This is a genomic window from Candidatus Accumulibacter sp. ACC007, from assembly GCF_907163205.1.
Taxonomy (GTDB): domain Bacteria; phylum Pseudomonadota; class Gammaproteobacteria; order Burkholderiales; family Rhodocyclaceae; genus Accumulibacter; species Accumulibacter regalis.
The window spans coordinates 19,803-38,232 of record NZ_CAJQUD010000001.1; the positions used below are offsets into that span (position 1 = coordinate 19,803).

At 66.2% G+C, this 18,430-nt stretch carries 1 protein-coding gene (running past one end of the window); it reads right to left on the reverse strand.

Annotated elements, in window-relative coordinates; genetic code table 11:
• Nucleotides 1-18,430 carry the 3' portion of a CARDB domain-containing protein gene (locus QZ634_RS00100; RefSeq protein WP_291984491.1) on the reverse strand. Its footprint extends 18,098 nt past the window's final position, so 18,430 of the gene's 36,528 nt are visible here — the last part of the coding sequence; its start codon lies beyond the right edge, outside the window; its stop codon occupies nt 1-3.

The window sequence follows — 18,430 nt, forward strand, 5'->3', positions numbered from 1 at the left end:
TCAGGCCGACCGGGTTGCTTGCGGCGAGGCGTCCAGCGTCACCTGCAAACGGCTGTTTGGATTGGCAGTGTTTCTTGCCAGTTGGGTGACAAAGGACGTCTGCCAGTTGTCGCGCCGGTAGCGCGGGTCGTCGCTGCCGACGCTGAAGCCGGCGAAGCGGGCGCCGAAGTCGATCTGCGGCTGCCCTGGCCACTCCTGCGGCTCGGCAAAGACCAAGGACAGACCGGTCGGCGCCTTCGCTACCTGGGGCCATTGCAGGTCATGCAAGGTCTTCCCGATCGTGGAAACGTCCGCTGACGTGATTCGGCGGTCGGAATCGACGTCGGCGACGAGCAGAGGATCGATTCGCGACCAGGCGGCAAAACCGTTGTCCGCTTGCCAGGCAAGCCGCGAAATGAGCGCCAGATCGGCTTTTTCCCAGGTGCCGTTGCCGTTGGTGTCGCCGACGTAGCCGACACTTTGTAGTCCGTCGCGGTCGGCGCCCGCGAGCGACTGCGCGTTGATCGACACCTGCTGGATGTCGAGCACCTGCTGCGTGCCGTACGGAGCCGTCGCCGGAACGCTGGCCACGAGGTCGAGCAGCGTGACCGTTCCGGCGTCAATGGCGGTTGCGGTCTCGATGTTTACCCGAAGCTCACCGGGAAGCGGGCGGTCGATCTTCAGCAAGGCATCGGCAGGCAGGCCGGAGCCGGGGAGCGCGGCGCTGATTTCCAGCAGCGCGGGATCGAAACGGATGACGAAGCTCAGTTGGTGCACCTCGCCCGGGCTGAGCAAGGTCAGCGGAAGGTGCTGGCCGGCGGCCGGCACATTGACCGCCTGGCCGGGCCCGCGCATGAAGTCGGGCAGCGAGAGCTGCGTTGCCGGCACGGCGTCGAGCGTGAACGAGGTGCGAAAATCGTCGCCGAAAACAACGTCGCCGTCGCCGTTGCCGTCAAGGTCACTCCATGCGCTGTGAAACGCCTGCGGCCCACTCCTCAGCGTCAGGCGGTAGGTATCCGCGAGCAGGCCGCCGCCGCCGACCAGGTAGCGCAAGCCCCGGTAATCGGCGTCGATGACCAGCGACCCGTTGACCACCCCGGCACTGCCGGTGAGAACGATGTCCGCCGCGCCGAGACTGGTGAGCGCTGAGTCGTAGAGGTTGATCCTGCCGGCCTCGAAGACGTCGTTGAAACGCACTGCAAATCCGCCATGGTCGTAGCTGAACGAAGTGAGCTGCAAGGGCGGCGGCAGAACCGTCACGGCCAGCGGATCGAGCGAATAGCGGCCATCTTCGTCCACGGCCGTGGCACGAATGAGCACTTCGCCGAGTACTCCGCTGTAGCGGTGGCTGACTTGGCCGGGATTGCCGTCGATGTCGACGATCTGTCCGTCGCCCCAGTCGATGCGCCAACCATCGATGCGGTCGTCGCCCGGATCGCTGCTGCTCAGTTCGAGCGTGAAATCCTCGTTGGCGTAGGTCGCCTGCAAGCCCCCGGCGCTCAGCGTCGGGGCGACGTTGGCCGGGGTGACGATCACGCGGACGGCGGCGATATTCGATTCGACCTCCTTGCCGAGCAGGCGATAGCTGAAGCGATCGGTGCCGTTCCAGTCGGCTTGCGGGCTGTAGGTGAAGCTGCCGTCGGCATTGACGGCAACCTTGCCATGCAGCGGGCCGTCGACGAGCACGGGGACGATGCCGCTCGTTGCGCTGCCGAGCCTGTCGCCAGACTGCACGCCTGAATCGTTGTCCAGGACGGCGATGCGCAGTGGAGTGTCCTCGGCGGTGGTTGCCTCGTCGTCCCGCGCTGCAATCGCTTGCCCGCCAGCGAGCCGCAGGTCGCGGACGGTGACCTGGCTGCTGGCCGCGGCGGCACCGCGCCCAAAGCCGATCAGGTCGAAGCTCAGGTTGACGACCGTACCGGGGGCAATGCCGGCCAGGTCGACGACGACCGACACGCCGTCGGCCGCGTTGTGCAAGGTCGTGACGCCGGCGGCCCTGTGCTCGCTCCCATCCGCTTGCAGGTTGAGGATCGCGTCGCTGTTGGCAAGGCCGCTGCCACCCAACAGCGATTGCCCGGTGCTGGCGTCGATGAGCGCCACTTCGAAGGCGTCGTCGGGGGCGGCGTCGACGTCGTCCAGGGCGATGTCGGTGAGGGTGAAGGACAGCGTGCGGTCGTTGGCGCCGACGACAAAGGCCTGGTTGAGGCGGGTCTGCGACGAGGCCGCTTCCCTGAGCGTCGCAGCACCCTGCGCGAAGGCGACTTCGCCGCTGGTGGACCAGGCAGAGCCGTCGATGAAGGCGGCGTCAAGCAGGGTGGGGTTGGCGGCAATGCTGAACTGTGCGATCGCAGCGCTGAGCGTGTCGCCCGTCTGGTCGTTTGTTTCGGCTGGGCGCAGCCGGCTGAGCCGCAGGGATCCCACGTTGCGGCTCAGTGGCAGCGGTGCGCCGGGAGGGGTGGAAGGATCGTACGGCAACGGTGCCGAGTCGGTGCCGGCGAGCAGACCGTGCAGCGCGGCGAGTTCGCTGGAAGTGGGCAGGCGACGCACGCCAGGCGGAAGCGTCGAGGCCATCAGGTCGTGGCTGTCGCCGGTGTGCTCGAGTCCCGCCGCGTGGCCGTATTCATGGCGCAGAACGGTGAGCAGATCCATCCTGCCCTCGGCGTCGGAGCCCTGCCTGGCGATCCATTCGAACGGGTTGCTGGTGGGCAGGAACTCGGCGTTGTCGGAGGGCGTGAGGTCGATAAACCAGCCGTAGCCGGCGGCATTCTGGTCCAAGGCTATACGCACATTGTCCTGATCCACAGTCATTTTCCCCAGCGTGCCACCGGGCAGGTCTAGGTAGGTGACTAATGCTGCATTGGCGCTACTCACACCACCGGCCAACGGGACAGATTCGTGCCAGGCTACGACGTTCTTGTCCTTGACAGCGGTTGGGGATTTGGAGATTTTCCAGATTCGGTAACCGTCACTGCTGCTGCAGACTTCAGACGCCGTGTAAGCCGCAGTGTTCATTGAATGAAACTGATAATGGAGCCTGACTTTCCACCCGTTGACCTCCGCGTCAATAATCGCCGAGTCGTCGCCAAAATAACCGTCGTCTGGTTTATAATAAAACGCTTTGTGCTCGCAGTATGCGCGATGTTCTTCACACTTCGCCGGAAGAAGCGAGCCGTGGGCTGGTGTTTTAATAATATTAGTTTTTGACCGGTCAAAAGGCCCCGTGTTTGCGTACCATTTTCTGATGTCGCGTCCTTCGAATTGTGTAAAGTACAACGACGCCTCGAAATAAGGAAAGACCGGTATTTGTTCTGGGTATGCTCCTGACTCTGTGTGAATGTTTTTCAAGGGTATGTTTGGCACTACATGGCAGATTCCCATTTCACGCGACTTTTTCTGCCTACTATTCCTGGAGGCCTCTGCCTGCGCTATAGAAACAATAGGGCTAGTTGACCCTGAGTGGTCCATGTAATCTAGCGCGACCATCTTATATCCTCCTCGATAGAAATAGGGTTCTATTTGAACACGGTCGCCTACCTCTTGAATTTCCGTAGTAAGCGCCCGGGAAAAAATCCGATTGATGTTATCGGTTTGGCGCGAAAATAAATCAGTGCCTAAGAGAGCATTAAGACTTCTAGCCATCGGCGTGGTCACCGCTTGCAGAGCGGGCGGCCGTAATATTATTCCGAACTGGCGGTCATAATGTTCTTCTCCTCTGCTTGAAAACCCAAGTTGCGAAAGTGCTTTCCTGAGGTTCTCATAAGGGTTGCCGCCTGTCTGCATAAGATCGACATTTCTCTTGTACTTTAGCCAGCGCTCGGCATGTGCCATTCTTCCGATTCCAGTGGAAATTTCATCGAATGTTTCTTTTTCGGCATTCGACTTGCTGAAATCCAAAAGATCGGCACGGCCGTTTAGATTACTGGCTGACGATCCGATCGCCCAAAACCACCCCGCGGAGCGTGCAGCAAGTTCTCGGTTTGACGCCAGTAAATCCGGGTTTCTCATCAGCTCAGCTCCCGTAGGCTGGCCCGCTAAAGGGTGGCTAGACAGGTAAGCTGCAAAAGCCCCGTAATTTGCCCTTCCCGTAATTTGTTTTAGACCGCGTCCCTTGAAGAGCCAGCCATCGCCGCTAGCGATGTTTCCGTTGCCTAGGTAGGCGTTGGATTCACTACCGTAGACGGTATTGGCAATACGAACTTGTCGATCGTGAGGGACGGTTGCCTCCCCAGCTTGCCTGCCCAATAACTGCGCCAGTGTTCTTGTGCTCCCGGCAGCATCGACCTCTTGATGTGTTCTCAAGTAGGAAAAGGTACTGGCGAGAGCGGCTTGCGAGTAATTAAAGCCCTCGGTGAGATCTCTCATGCCACCGGATTCTTGCTTTATCTGGGCAAGAAAAGCCGCAATTCTTTGCGGTGTTGTGATCTCGAACTCCAGCATGGCGCTCTGTAGGGGTGCGATCCAGTCTCCATAGTTTACCCCTCGTACGTTCCCCATTATGTTGCCAAGGGACTCTGCTGTCATTTGGCTGCCAATGCTCAACGCGGTGCCTCCAATGAGCAGTGCTTGTTGGTCGATTATGCCTCCAGCGGGGTTGCCTTCACCAAATAGCGCCGTTCGAATTGTCTCGGTATCTCCATTCAGAATTCTTATCGACTCTCGGGTGCCGTTCGTTTGAGTGGCGGCGTAAATCGCTACAAAGTCCAATAGTACTTCATTCTGCTTGTTGAGCTGCGGGCTCTCGGGAGTGCCGTTGCTCGGGTTTTCTCCGAACGTCCGTGTTGAAGGATCAAAGTTTCTTAGATGAGGGTTTAGCAGTAATGAGGAAAGGTTTCTTGAGTTAACATAGTCCCATTCGCGATTGGTATAAGCCTCTGGGTTGGTGATTGCCGGCGGTGGCGTTCTCGGAATCACTCCGTTTATCACTTCGCTGCCACTGACCGTCCGTTGGTTTTGCGTAGAGACGTAGTCTGTCCTGACTCCGAGGTTGAGGCGGTTCCCGAGGTCGTTGGTGCCGGCGAACCAGAGGTTTGGGCGTTTCTCTCCTTCCAGTGTCTTGTTTTCGGCTTGCCCAGCGACCATCAGATCAAACACCCAGCTCGTGCCCATCGCTGCAGTGGGGTTCGTCTTGTCGGTCATGTCTTCCCAGCCCACGAGCTGCTGACTTCCGGACGGAAAGAAATCGAGCCAGTGCGGTGCGTTGTAGGCGTTCAGCCAGGCGACGTCATGCTCGGAAAGCGTGACGGGCGGCAGCGGGGTGGTGCGCGTTCTGGCTCGTCCCCGTTCCGTGATTTGCTCGGTAAGGGTGGTGGCGTAGGCGGTCTTTCCATCGATGATCTGGTCAAATTGCCGCAAGGCGATGTGCTCGGCGTCGTCGATTGCGCCGTTGACCGTGATTTCTCCCGTATTGACTGCGGAGAGGCCAAAGCCAAGGTACTTCAATCGTTGCTCCACCCGCCACACGTCGAGAAGGTCGTTCTCGGCGCCTGGTCGCGCGCTGAGGCCGGCTGCGCCGTCGAAGGGGTGATACCCCGGATTGTTCAGCGGCCGATCGCCGAAGAAAACGGTCTCGGCCGCTCTCGCGTAATCCACGACGCGCAGTTTCAGGAGCAGGCGCTTTTCCGGATCGTTCCTGTCGTAGCCCTTGAGGGAGAGGGTGATGCCGGCAGCAGGCAGCGTCCTGCCCTGGCGCAGGCGATCGACATCGATTTTCGGCGCGAGGAAGACGATGCCGCTGTCGCGGAGCGTCTTCTTGCCCAGGTCGGTGCTGACCGCTTGCAGTCCGGAGTAGGTCGCACTGGTCGCTGCCTGCGCCGACGTGAATCCATCCTCGCGTTCGGCGGTGAGCAGGAAGCCCTGGCCGTCCCTGACCAACTGCGCAGCGCCGCCGACCTCGATGTTTTCCCAGTTGATGTTGAAGTCCGCGTCGTTCAGATCCTCCAGCGTGCTTGCGTATTCGTCACGGATGAGCTTGAAGAGGTCTATGCGGGCGACGTCGCCGTAGTTGATTTCAGGGACTTTTCTGCCTGCGTCAGGGGCGAAGGTCGTCGGGAGGAACTGGCCGCCATCGACCGGCGCCGTGAATTCCACCGCGTCGGGTTGCAGTAGTTGGCTGGTCGCCATTCCGTGGATCCAGCCGGAAGTCAGTTGCGGGCTGTCGGCGAGGTTCAGCTTGCTCGGAGTGACGACCTGGGTCGTCACGCCATCGATTCGCTGGCGATCGATCGGCAGGGGTCGCGGCGACGCCTGCCTGGCGAGCGAATTTCTTTCCGCGGCGGCGATGAGCGCGTCCAGGTCCCAGACCAGAAGGCCGCTCGGCGGCGGTGCTTCGCCAATGGTCGGCCAGTAACGGATGTCGGCCCACAGCGTCCTGCCGCCGTCGGTCACTTGCAGGCGTGAAAAGTTGGCGTCGATGATCGGCGAGGTCGCGCCGAGGTACTCCGGCGCTGCACCGAAGGGATTCCTGACGATACCGATCTTGCCGCCTGCCTGCCGGGCGCCGTTCTGAGGGTCGTCCAGCGCGTACAGCGGATCGACGAAGTCGAAGAAGTAGTCGGCGACCAGCGCGTATTCGCTGCCGTTGCGCGCAACGATCACCGCTGGCGATTGCGCACGCTGGATATTCAGCTGGTAGTTCCCGTCGAGGCGGCTCATGCCGGGCAGGGCGCCGGACATCGGGATTTGCCTGAAGACCGGCGTTCCCTGAAGTCTTCCCGAATTGCTCAACTCGACGGTGATCGTGGCCAGGCCCGCGTTGTCGTCAAGTGCGTCGCTGAGCAGCAGTCGCAGCGTATTGCCCTTGATCCCCGCGGACGCAATGTACTGCGGCCCCTTTCCTTCGCGGGTCGGGAAATCGACCTGCACGAAGGCGCCGGTGCCGGTGGCCGCGAGGCGGCCGCTTCGTTCCTGTAGTTGATCCAGGTCCAGGATGAAGACGTTGCCGCTGTCCGGCTGGCTACGCGCCATGGCCACGTCGATGCGCTGCTTGCTGGCAGTGAGCGCCAAATAGCTGTGGGCGCCGTGCGTCAGCGCCAGGTCGATATATCCGTACGGCGCGTTCTGGCCGCTCACTGCCGCGGGCAGCTCGACTTGCCGGATGGCCAGGAAGTCGCTGGCCGTTTCGTCGATATTGACGCGCAGGAGACGGTAGTTGCCAGCCGGGTCGTAGTGGCCGCCCTCGGCGACATAGAGCCACTGCCCGGAAACGGCCAGGCTGCTGACATTGGCCGTTCCGACGCTGAAGCTGGTTGTTGCGCTCATGGTGGCCGTATCGATGACATGGATGGTGCCGTGCGCGCCGGCGACGAAGACGAGGCGGTTGTCGAGGCTGAAGGCGATCTGGTCGGTCTTGCTGCCGCCACCGACGGTCGGGTCGCCGTTGGCGTCCAGATAGGGGATCTCCTTGACGATCTCGCCATTCCTGAAAATCTGCATCCGGTTGGCCAGGGTGACGACGCTGAAGTCGGTCTGTCCTGCGAGGGCGACGTGGCCCGCCTCGCCGTTGGCCAGCCAGCGTGTCGCGCCGGGATTGGCCGGGTCGACGGTTTGCAGCATGCGCTGCACGGTGATCACATGGAGTCCCAGTGCCAGCTGTGGCGGAAGGTCGATGTCCACGGTCATGCGCGCAGCACCGGGTGCGACCGCTGCGAGGTCGACCACCTTCTGCCACAGGCGCATGCCGTCGCGCATTTCCTGACTGTCGTTTCGCCAGACGGCGGAACTCGCTTTGCCGTACGGATCGAGCTTGGGCTCCTCCGGGGAGATCCACACTCGCAGGGCGCTGGCTTGCGCCGCCATTCCGGGGACTGTCGCCGGCTGGAGGTCTTCGAGGGTCAGCTGCAGCTTCCCGGCAGCGAGCATTTTGACGTCGGTGATGCGCGGCGAAGTGCCCGTATCCCGGGTGCCCGATCCGCTTTCTCCGGGCGTCGCGATGGTCAGCGTGAGTTCGCCGTTGTCGAGGCTTCTCTGGACCGGGACGACCTGGTAGACGCCGCCGAAATCGAGGTTGATGGCGTAGATTTCCGACATTCCGGCGAACATGCCGATCAGGTTCGTCGCTGCGCCGGCACCCGTCAAGCCGCCGTTGGCCAGGTTGCCAGCCAGCGAAATCGCCAGCGAATTCGTCGTCAGGGCAAAGACGTTGACGCCGTTGCCGCGCACTTTCAGCGCACCGGTCTGATGGTTGCTGCGGGTCTTCACGAGAACGAGATCGCCGGAAGCGCTGACGCCGCTGTACGGTGGGCTGGCGGTGCGGGCGACGAGCCGGCCCTGCGCGTCGGTGCCGACGAAGCCGTTGTCCAGGAGCCACCATTTGTCCTGCACGATGCCATTGACGTCGGGGGCGGTGCCGCGGCGCAGAAACAGGACTTCGTCGCCGACTTCGACCCCGACCTCGTCCTGCAGCGGGATCGCCAGTTGCACCGGGACGCTGCTTGCCTGTTCGCCGAGATCGAGGCGGAACGCAGCGAGGGTTTGCAGGACCTCCGGTTCCGGCGCAGACATTCCCGTTTCGGCGAGCAATTCGGGCACGGCGATGCGCCGTATCGAGACCAGCGCATCGTCGCGCAGGGCTCCCGCTCCGATCATCACCGTTTCGCCGGTCGCCGCCTGCACCACGCCACCCTGGTCGGCGGCGATGGTGATGCCGGCCGGGGCGGCGGTGTTCGGGTCATCGTCGGTCAGTGCGGCGGCCTGCACACGCAGGCGGATAGTGCTCTGGCCGATGACCTGGTCGCTGACGCCGCCGTAGCGATCGACGACGCTGGCCAGGTGAACGATGGCGACGCTGACTTCGCCAGGTCGCAGGGCGGTGATCAGCCCGTCTTCGCCGAGGCTGGCGATGCTCGCGTCGGAAACGAGGTAGCGCGTGCCGCTGTACACCGGCGGGGTGGCCGGGATGACGATGTCGAAGCTTTCGCCGCTCTCCGGGTCGAGGTAGCTTTCCAGCGTTTCCGGTGTGCCGGAGAAGTTCGTCTGGCTCGCCGTGTGGATGTCGATCGGCTGATCGCTGTAGGGGTCGGGCAGGCGTACCTTCAATTGTCGTGTGTCGCCCGGCATCAGGGTGAGCGTGCCCGGGTAGACGTCCGGCTCGATGGACAGACTTTCGTCGCCGCCGTAGCCGCTGGCACTTTCGTTCTCCTCTGCGCCGGCTTCGCGGTCGAAGGGCAGCGCCGCAGCGCGAACGTTGATCGCCGCGGCGGCCTGGACCAGGCGTCCATCGTTGTCTACGCGCTGAATCATGAGCAGCGCCGGGCCGACGCCGGTCGCCCGGACAATGTCGTGCGTGTCGTCGACCTGCAGCGGGTTCGGCAAGCGGCCACCGAGCTCCGTCAGATCGGCGCTGCCGAGCGTGAGATAGGCGGCGTCGGTGATGGCGACGGACTGCTCGTCCGCGAAGTCGGCGCTTGCCTGCAGGCGGGCAAACTGGCCACTGGCCAGCGCCGGCAACTGCGCGAGATGCAGGCGCAGCAAGCTTGCGCCACTGACGTCGATCGTCAGCTCGAGCGGAGCGCCGGCGGCGAATCCGTCATCGGCCTGCAGCGTCAGCGTCGCTGCACCGCTGTAGCCGGCTTCCGGGGTGAAGCTCAGCGTCTGGCCGTCGGCTTCTATTCGGCCGCTGCCGTGGTTGCTGCCGAGAACGCGCCAGAACAGCGTGTCGCCCTCGAGGTCCTCGGCGAACTTGCTCAGCGCGCCGCGCGCGGCCAGATCGGTGTGCGTCCTGAGTGCTGCGGAAGCGCCGTTTGCCGTGTTCGTCGCCGTCGGCGCGCGATTGGCCCTGAAACCGTAATTCGCGTAGAGGACCTGGCGGTCGGCGCTGTCCATCCGGCCGTCGCCGTTGATGTCCGCCACACGGTCCTGTGCGGCAGCGGCTTGCTCCCAGGCCTGGCTGTCGGCGGCGTCGACACGGCCGTCGCGGTCGAGGTCGCCGGCGACGCTGATGCGTAGCTGTGCTGCACCGTTGCCGGTGATGCGAATCAGCTTGACGCCGGCGTCGCTGACGCGCAACAGGCGGGTGAGCGTGCCGTTCATCGTGGTGCTGCCAATGATCTGGGCGCCGACGACTTCGAGCCGGGCGTCGGCGGGGAGCATCGTTTCGAGCGCCAGGATCACGGCGCCCTGAGCCCCGGGCGCATGTATCGTCGATTCGATTTCACTCTCGCGCACACTGAAGGCGAGGTTGATGCCCGTATCGGCGTTCAGCTCGCCGGCCCAGGCGTTGGCGTCGCTGCTGCCCCAGTGCACGGCGGCGCCGAGGTAGGCGGTGAGAGGGTCGGTGAGCACTTGCCCGCCAGCGGCGTAGGCGATCGGCGTCCCCGGATCGCCGTCGTCGAGGTGGCGGACGAGGATCAGCCGGCCGGCGCTGTCGTAGCGGTAGGCGATGGCGGTGGCGCCACCGGCGCCGTCAGGAGCCGTAAGGCGCACGATGCGCCCGGCGCTGTCGCGCTGCAAATCCAGGCGCTCGGCGAAATCGCCGTTCACCGCCACGATGCCGGCGTCCGAAACGAGCCAGGATTGGCCGTCGGCGAAGGCGATGCGGTTGATCGTCCCTTGCGCGTCGAGCGTGTAGCGCGTGCCGTCCGGAGCGGTCAGCGTGTAGGCACCGGGCACCCAGGGCAGGCCGCTGTCCTGCGCGTAGAGTCGATCACCCTGGCGCTGGAGACGGTCGGCGCCGCTGCGCGCCTGGTCGGCGTGCGCCTGCAGTGTCCAGCCGCGGTCGCCGCTGAACGACGGCCGCCAGACCTGCGCTGCGCCGGCTTCGCTGCCCAGGCGTTCGCCTTGCACGCCGAGAACGAACGAGAGCTGGGTCAGGCCAGCGCTGGCGTCGGCAAGATCGGCCGGGATAGTCAGCCAGACGCGCGCGCCCAGCGCCCACGCGGCGCTTGCCCCGTTGGCCAGCATTGCCGGCTGGTCGCTGCTCAGCCGGCTGGCGAGAAGCGGCAGCGTCCAGTTGCCAAAGTCGCCGCGGTTGTCGGCCGGCGCGCCGCTATTCGTCGGCTGCCAGTGGCGGATGAGGGCCAGCGTGTGGCCGGCAAGGGTCAGCGCGGCATCGGTCTGGCTGTGGCTGGCGAACGTCTTGTCGGCGCTGTCGATGATCAGCGTGGTGGCGATCTCGCTGCTGCGGCCAGCGAGGTCCCAGGCGGTCAGGCGCAGCTGGTAGATGCCGTTGTCGAGCTGCTGTGGATCGAGCGTCGCCAGGGCCAGCGTTTGCGCGACGCTGATCGCCGGCGTTTCGGCCTCGGCCAGCGTTTGCCAGCGATTGCTGCCGGCGACGGCGATTTGCAGTTGCCAGCCCATCAGTTGGCTTTCCGCGATGCGGGCGGCGAGGGTCGTGCTGGCCCGCACTTCGTGCGGCTGGCTGCTCGCGCTGGCGCCGGCAAGCGTGCCGCTCCACGCCAGTAGCGGCGCCGCGGTGTCGGCCGGGTCCCTGACGCGCAGGGTCTCGGTGTGGGTGGCGCTGAAGCCATCGCGGTCGGTGGCCAGGACGCGCATTTCGATCAGTCCGGGCTGGCTGGCGCTGAGCCGGACGCGTCCGGCACTGTCGAGCGCAACACTCTGCCAGCTCCCGACGCCGCTTTCCGCGTTGATTGCCGAGCCACGCACGGTCACTGCGAGTTGCGCGATGCCGCTCCAGGCGTCGGCGCGCACGCTGGCCAGGATCGTTTGCCCCGGCAGCGCGGGCGCGCTCGGCGTGGTCGAGACGACGATCTTCGGCGCGTTGGCTGCCGCTTCGGCGAGCACTCGCAGGGTGAACACCGCCGTTGCCGTTCCGCTGCGCGCCTGGCCGTCGTTGACCGTGGCACTGACCGCAAAGTCGCCGATCTGTCCGGCGCCGGGCGTCCAGACGAGACGCCGACTGTCGGCGTCGTAGCGGGCACCTTCGGGAAGGCCGCTGAAGCTGATCGCCAGCGCCGCGCTTTGAGCCGGGCCGTCGGGGTCGCTGAGCGAAATCCCGTTGCTTGCAGCGGCGAAGACGACCGGGACGCTCAGCGTGTCGCCGATCACGACGGCGTGATTGCTGGCGCTGATCTGCGGTCGCCGATTGACGTCGAAAACGCGTAGCTGCACGCTCTGTGTGGTCAGCGAGTTGTCGGCAGCGCGGCCGTCGTTGGCGCGAAAAGTGACGCTGTACGAGCGGCTGTCGGCGCTGCTGTTGTCGACGACATCCCCCGGCGTCCATTCGAAACGGCCACTGCTGGCGTTGAACGAGACGCCGGCCGGCGTTTCCTGGTCATGCACCAGGCTCAGTTGCACGGCGTCGCGATCGGCATCGGAGGCGACGACGGTGAAGGCCAGCGTCTCGCCTTCGTCGATCAGCTGCAGCGCTATCGGCACGATGCGCGGTGCCTGGTTGGTGTTGGCGACGACGATCTCGATGTCGCGGCTGAAGCTGGCCATGCCGTCGCTGGCGGTGACGCTGAAGCGCCAGTGGCCGGCGCGCAACGCGCTGCCATCCGGGTCGCTGCCGTCCTGTGCCGCGAAGAGATCGGGAGTCCAGTCAAACGCCGCGCGACCGCCGTCGGCGCTGAAACCCATGCCGCGCGGCATGCCGGCGACGCGCCAGTGCAGCGCATCGGCGTCGCTGTCCTGCGCGAACACTTCGAGGGCCAGTGGCTGCCCCTCACGAGCGTCGATGCGCAGCGGGCTGGTGTTCACCGAGCCGCCGGCGTTCCCGGCAGCGACGCGATCGTCGGCGAGGGTCTGCCCGTTGACCCGCACGCCGAGCAGCTCGGGTGCGGCGTTTTGCGAACGAACGACGATGCGCAGCGTGTGCCGGCTCACGTTCGGCAGCGGCTGTTCGGGGGTGCCGAAGCCGCCGTTCTGCGGTGGCAGCCCGCTGTCGGTAACGATCAGCTCTACGTCGCGGCTGCCAAGGTCGTCGGCGGTCGGTGTCCAGCGCAGCGTCGCGTGTCCGTACTGGCTGGCCGGAATCAGCTCGGCGCCGAGTGGCAGGCCGTTGCTCGACCAGCTCAGCGGGTCCTGGTCGAGGTCGCTGGCGACGATGGCCACCGACAACGGCTGGCCGACCAGCGCGACGACCTGGCGTGGCGCGGCGATCAGCGGCGCTTCGCTGACGCTGTGCACGCTGACGACGAAGGAGCGCGTTGTGCTGAGCGCCTGCGTGGCGTTGCCATCGCCGTCGTCGCTGGCGGTAATGGTGACCGTGTAGTCGCCGCGGTCGCCGGCACCGGGGGCAAAGCGGATGCTGCCGCGCAGTTGGCCCGTTTCCTGACCAGGCGCTTGCTCGCCAGTCGGCGGCGGCAACTGCGTGTAGCTTGCGAAATGCGGCAGGCCGCTGATCGTGATGGCGATCGGATTGCCGTCGACGTCGCCGACGCTGAACGGGATTTCGAGCACGCCACCGGCGTCGACGAAGGTATTGCCCAGGTCGCCCATCTGTGGTGCGCGGTTGGCGTTGCCGACGACGATCGGCACGACCAGCTGGCTCAGTGCGGGTGTTCCCATACCGTTGCCGTCGTCGGTCGCGGTGACGACGACGCTGTAGCTGCCGGCCTGGGTGTAGCCCGGCGTCCACACGATTTCCAGGGTGTCGGGGTCGAAAAAGGCGCCTTCCGGCAGGCCGCTGAGCTGGTAGCCGACGCTCGGCGCGCTCGTTTCCGGGCCGATCGCTGCACTGCCCGGACGCATGCGCACAGCTGGCGTGAAGGCCGGGTTGTCGGGGTCGAAGGCGAAGACACTGATGCGTAGCGGCTGGCCTTCGAGGACCCGCCAGGTTTCGCCGGCGGCGAAGATTGGCGCGCCGTTGGCGTTGGCGACGTTCAGGACGACATCGCGGTCGAGCACGCTGCGGCTCGTTTGCCCCGAGGGCGCCGTCCAGGTGGCGACGACGCTGACCGGCACGCGGTAAGTGCCGTGCTGGTCGAAGCCCGGCGTCCAGGCCAGCCAGCCGGTCTGCGCGTCGAGTGTGGCGCCGCCTGGCAGCCAGCGCGCGCCGTACTCGACGCTGAGCGTCGTGCCGTCGGCCTGTGCGCGACCGGGCAGCATTCCCGGTACGCCGGCGGCAAGCTGCAGCGCCCAGGCCTCGCCCTCGCGCAGGGTTTGCGCGGCGACGGCGGCCAGGACGGGTTGCGCGCGAGCCTGTTCGACGGTGATCGTGAATGTGCGGCTGGCGGTGCTCTTGCCGTCGCTGGCGAGGACCGTGACTGCCGCCCAGACGCCGGCCTGATCGTGGTCTGGCGTCCAGCTCAGGACACCGCTGGCCGCGTCGAAGACGGCGCCGTGTGGCAGGTTGCGCAGCGCCAGCGTCAGGCGGTCGCCGTCGGCGTCGGCGGCGAGCAAGGGCAGCGACAGCGTTTCACCTTCGGCGAGGGTGACGTCGTCAATGCCCTCGATCACCGGCGCGCGGTTGCCGCCGATCACCGCCAGGCGGAATTCGCGCAGCGCGACGCCGCCGCGGCTGTCCTCGACACGCACCATGAATCGCGTACTGGCGTCGGCGCTGGCGAGTGGCGTCCAGTCAAGCGTGGCGGTCGCGTGCGCGGCTTCGCCGGACAGGTCGATCCCGGCCGCTGGCGTCAGCGTGACGCCGGCCGGCGCGTCGACCAGCTGCCACCAGAAGCGCGTTCCGTCGAATTCAATCGCTTCAATCGCTTCAATCGCTTCGATCGCTGCGAACGCTTCGGTCGCTTCGGTCGCTTCGATCGCTTCGATGCTCGCGCTCCATGCCTCGCCGACGCGCGCCGGCGGCAGGAGGTCGCTGTCGACCAGACCGGCGAGCGAAAGGGTCGGTGGCCGGTTGTCCTGCGGGAGAGCGAAGACGCCGTGCCCGAGGTTGGCCTTGAGCAGCTCGCTCAGGCCGGCGCGCGGCACTGTTTCGCTGCCCGGCGTGACGCGAACGGTCTGGCCGGCAATCGTTGCGCCGACCGCGAGGCGCCCGCCAAGCGCCTGCAGCGCGGCGCCGAGGTCGATGGTCCAGAGGTCGGCGTGGCCGGATGGACCATCGCTGGCCGGCTGGGCGTCGGCGATGGTGCCGGCAAAGTAGCGGCCGGCGTCGAGGAGCAGGAGCAGGGGGCCCCGGATTTCGTCGCTGCCGATATTGGTGACGCTGACATCGTAGCTGACCTCACCGCTGGCACGGCTGGCGCGGGTGTTGCTGAAACCGAGCTGCAGCCGGCTGCTCATGTCGGCAAGGGCGGTGAAGCGGCTCGAAAAGCCGCTCTGCAGCGGCGTCCCGGCGGCGCTCTGCAGGCTGGCGGCGATGTCGATCCGGAAGTCGCCGGCGGCGAGGCCACCGATCGCCAGCCAGGCAGTGCGGCTTGCGCCATCCCAGCGCACCGCTTGCGGCTCGCTGCGCGCATTGGCAGTGCCCGCCGTGGCCCCGTCGCTGGCGAGCGCGGTGAGCACGAAATTGCAGGGATCGAGGACGCTGCGCGGGTCATGGCCAGCGCTGCCGTCAGCCAGGGTGCCCAGCCACATCGCCTGGTCGAAGACGACGCCGATCTCGTTCAGCGGCAGCGGCACGAGCGCGCCGTCAGGGACGGTGATTGCCTCGACGAGTGGTGCGCGCTGCAGGGAGATTTCGTCGATGCGCGTCGTTTGGGCGACCAGGATGCGCCCGTCGCCAGTGGCGACGATGCTTTCGCCGCGGCTGCCACCGCTGGCCACCTGCAGCGCTTGCCGGCTGGCGAGTTCGACCATCCACACCGGTGACTGCTGCGGCGTGCCCGTTGCACCCGCGCCGACGTTGCGCTGGCGAAGGTTGCTCGAAGCGAAGAGCAGTCCGTCGAGGCTGCTCCCGGCGGCGCCGAAAGCGATGCTGTCGACGATGCCGGAGAGACGATATTCGAGTTCGGCGCGGCCGACGGAGCGGCCGCCGAGCGGGAAGCTGACGATCTCGCTGGTCGCCTGCAGTTGTGCCCCGGCGACCTCGCTGCCGCTCCACTTGACGCCCCACAGGCGGCCGTCGGCGGCGAAGGCCAGGTCGCCGACGCGCTGATTGCTGAAGTGCCGCCAGGCGCGGGCGCGGTCGCTTTCGGCGGGGTCGAAGATTTCGATGCCGCCGCCCGAAGAAACGTAGATCCAGCCGCTGCCCGGGTCGATGGCCAGCGCATGGGTCAGCGGCTCGCCGCCCGGTCCGCGATGGCGTTCGATGACCTGGCCGCTGTCCACGTCGACCTGCAGCAGTTCGGCGCCGGTCGTCAGCCAGAGCTGGCCGAAGCGATCGACGGCCATGTCGAGGATAGGCTCGGCGAGCGTGAACAGCGGCGCCAGGCGCGCGTTGAGGAGCTGCGCCGAGGCGGGGACTGAATTCGTGGCCGGGCCGCCATTGCTGTCGAGGTGGAAAACATGGTTGCGCTCGCTGCCGGCGCTGGCCAGGAAACTGTGATCGGGCAGCTCGACCAGCGCCTGCGCGCCGATGTCGGCGTCGCTGGCGGCGTAGCCGCTGGCCAGGCCGCGCACGCTGAACGGCGCGAGTACCGAACGCAGATCGCTGCCCTGGCTGTCGGCGACGTGCCCGGGCAGCAAGCGTGACGCTTCGGCGAACAGGGCGTTCGCCGCATAGCTGCGGTCGGCCGTGGCCAGTGGCAGCTCGGCAGTTGCCGGCAGCGACTCGTTGCTGCCGATGGCGTCGAGGATCTCCTGCCGTGCGCCGTCGTCGGGCAGAACGGCGTTGGCCAGCGACGCGGCCTCGCGGTTGCCGGCGCGGTCGGTGGCGGCGGCAAGGAACTCATAGCGCTTGCCGGCGCTGCCGGTGAAGATCGCCTGGCCGATCGTCGGGTCGACCTGACGTTGCCAGAGGCGAAAATCGCCACCGTCTTCGGCGACATAGACACTGACCGACTTGACGCCACTGCCCGTGCCGCCAGCACTGCCCGCGGCAGGCGGCGTGTCGTCGGCCTGCCAGCGGACATCGAAGCTTGGTGCGCCGTCGGCGTTATCACCGAGGGCGCTCGCCGTCAGAGTCGTTCGCGGCGCGTCGGCATCGAGCTTGACGACGCTGCGCTGGCTGTCGATGGGCGGTGCCTGGTCGATGAACATCCGCGCGCTGGCAACGATGTCGGCGCCGGAAACCGCGCCGTCGCCGGCGCTGACCGTGTAGCTCAGCGAGGCACGCTGCACAGCGCCGACGCCCGCTTCGCCGGCAGCCCGGGCGAGCAGGCCGCGCGTCGCGTCGTGCAGGACTTCGCCGGTTTGCGGGTCGATGGCCTGCAGCAGCCAGGTGGCGATGCGCGTCGTGACGTCGATGCCGGCGCTGACGCGCAGCACGAAGCCCTTGCTGCCGCTGAAGTCGAAGTCGCCCTGGAAGCTCGCCCTGCCGGCCGGCAGGTGCACGTTGATGTCGCCGAGCTTGAGATCGCCGAGGCGGAAGGAACGCGCGTCGAGGCTGGCGTCGAGTGCCATCACCAGGCGCAGTTGCCCGGCCGGCGCGTTACCCGGCATCCCGAAGTTGACGGCGTACGGCAGCGCTGTCGCCGCCGGGACCCAGGCCTGGCCGTCGTCGCCGAGCAGCGCCTGCGGCCCGCGCACGCCGAGCAGGGCGGCAGCGGCTGCCGACTCGCTGGCGGCCTGCTGCAGATAGTGCGTGAGGTCGAGCGCCTGGCCGGGGACAGGCCTGAAGTCGGCGTCGAGAACGCCGACATGGCGCAGGTACTCGAGCTCGCCGAGGCCGCCGGCAAAGACGTTGAAGTTGATGAAGTGCGTTTTCTGCGCCGCCTGCCGGTCGTAGTCGGCACGCTCGGCCGAAACAGGGACGGGGATTTCGACGAAGCCGGCGAGCGACTGGCGGACTTCGCGGTAGTCGACCGGCGCGGTCGTCGCCTGCGGATCGCCGGCGAAAGCGGCGCTGTCGCCATACCATTTCTGAACCGTCGCAAAAAAGCCGAGCAGGTCGCCCTGCGTGCGATAGGCGTCGCCGCCGCGGGCCAGGAGGATGCCGCTGGCGAGCGTGCTGTTCAGGCTGACCACCTTGGGGTGGGAACGGATCGGCGGCGCTTCGTCGACCGGCCGCAACAGTCCGCCGGCTTCGAGTGCGCCGAGCCAGCCGGCGACCCACTGCCCGGGGTCGGCAGCGAGCGTTGCCAGGCTGGCCGGTGCGCGCTCGTCGGCGAGGATCGCCGCGCGCAGCCTGCTCGCGTGGGCGACCTGTTCGGCGACGAATTCGTCGCGCGTCAGCGGCGTTGCCGCGCCGCTGACGTCGAAGCGAAACGGCAGCGCCAGCCTTTCGATCTTGAGCAGGTTTTCGTCGGCAACCGTCGACACGAACTTCCTCGCCAGTCCCTCGGCAATGCGGTCGAGGTCCTGCACGCCGCCGTCGAGCAGTCCCTGTTCCTTCCACTGCGGGTGCAGCGCGTAGAGCTTGTCGCGCAAGCCGTCGAAGTCGTGGGCAATCCATTCGGCGAGGCCCGGCCAGGTCTGGACGTTGAAGCTCATGCCGACGTAGCCGCCGGCCGCCAGGTCGACCACGTAGCCAGGCAGCAGATTGACGCCGCTGGTA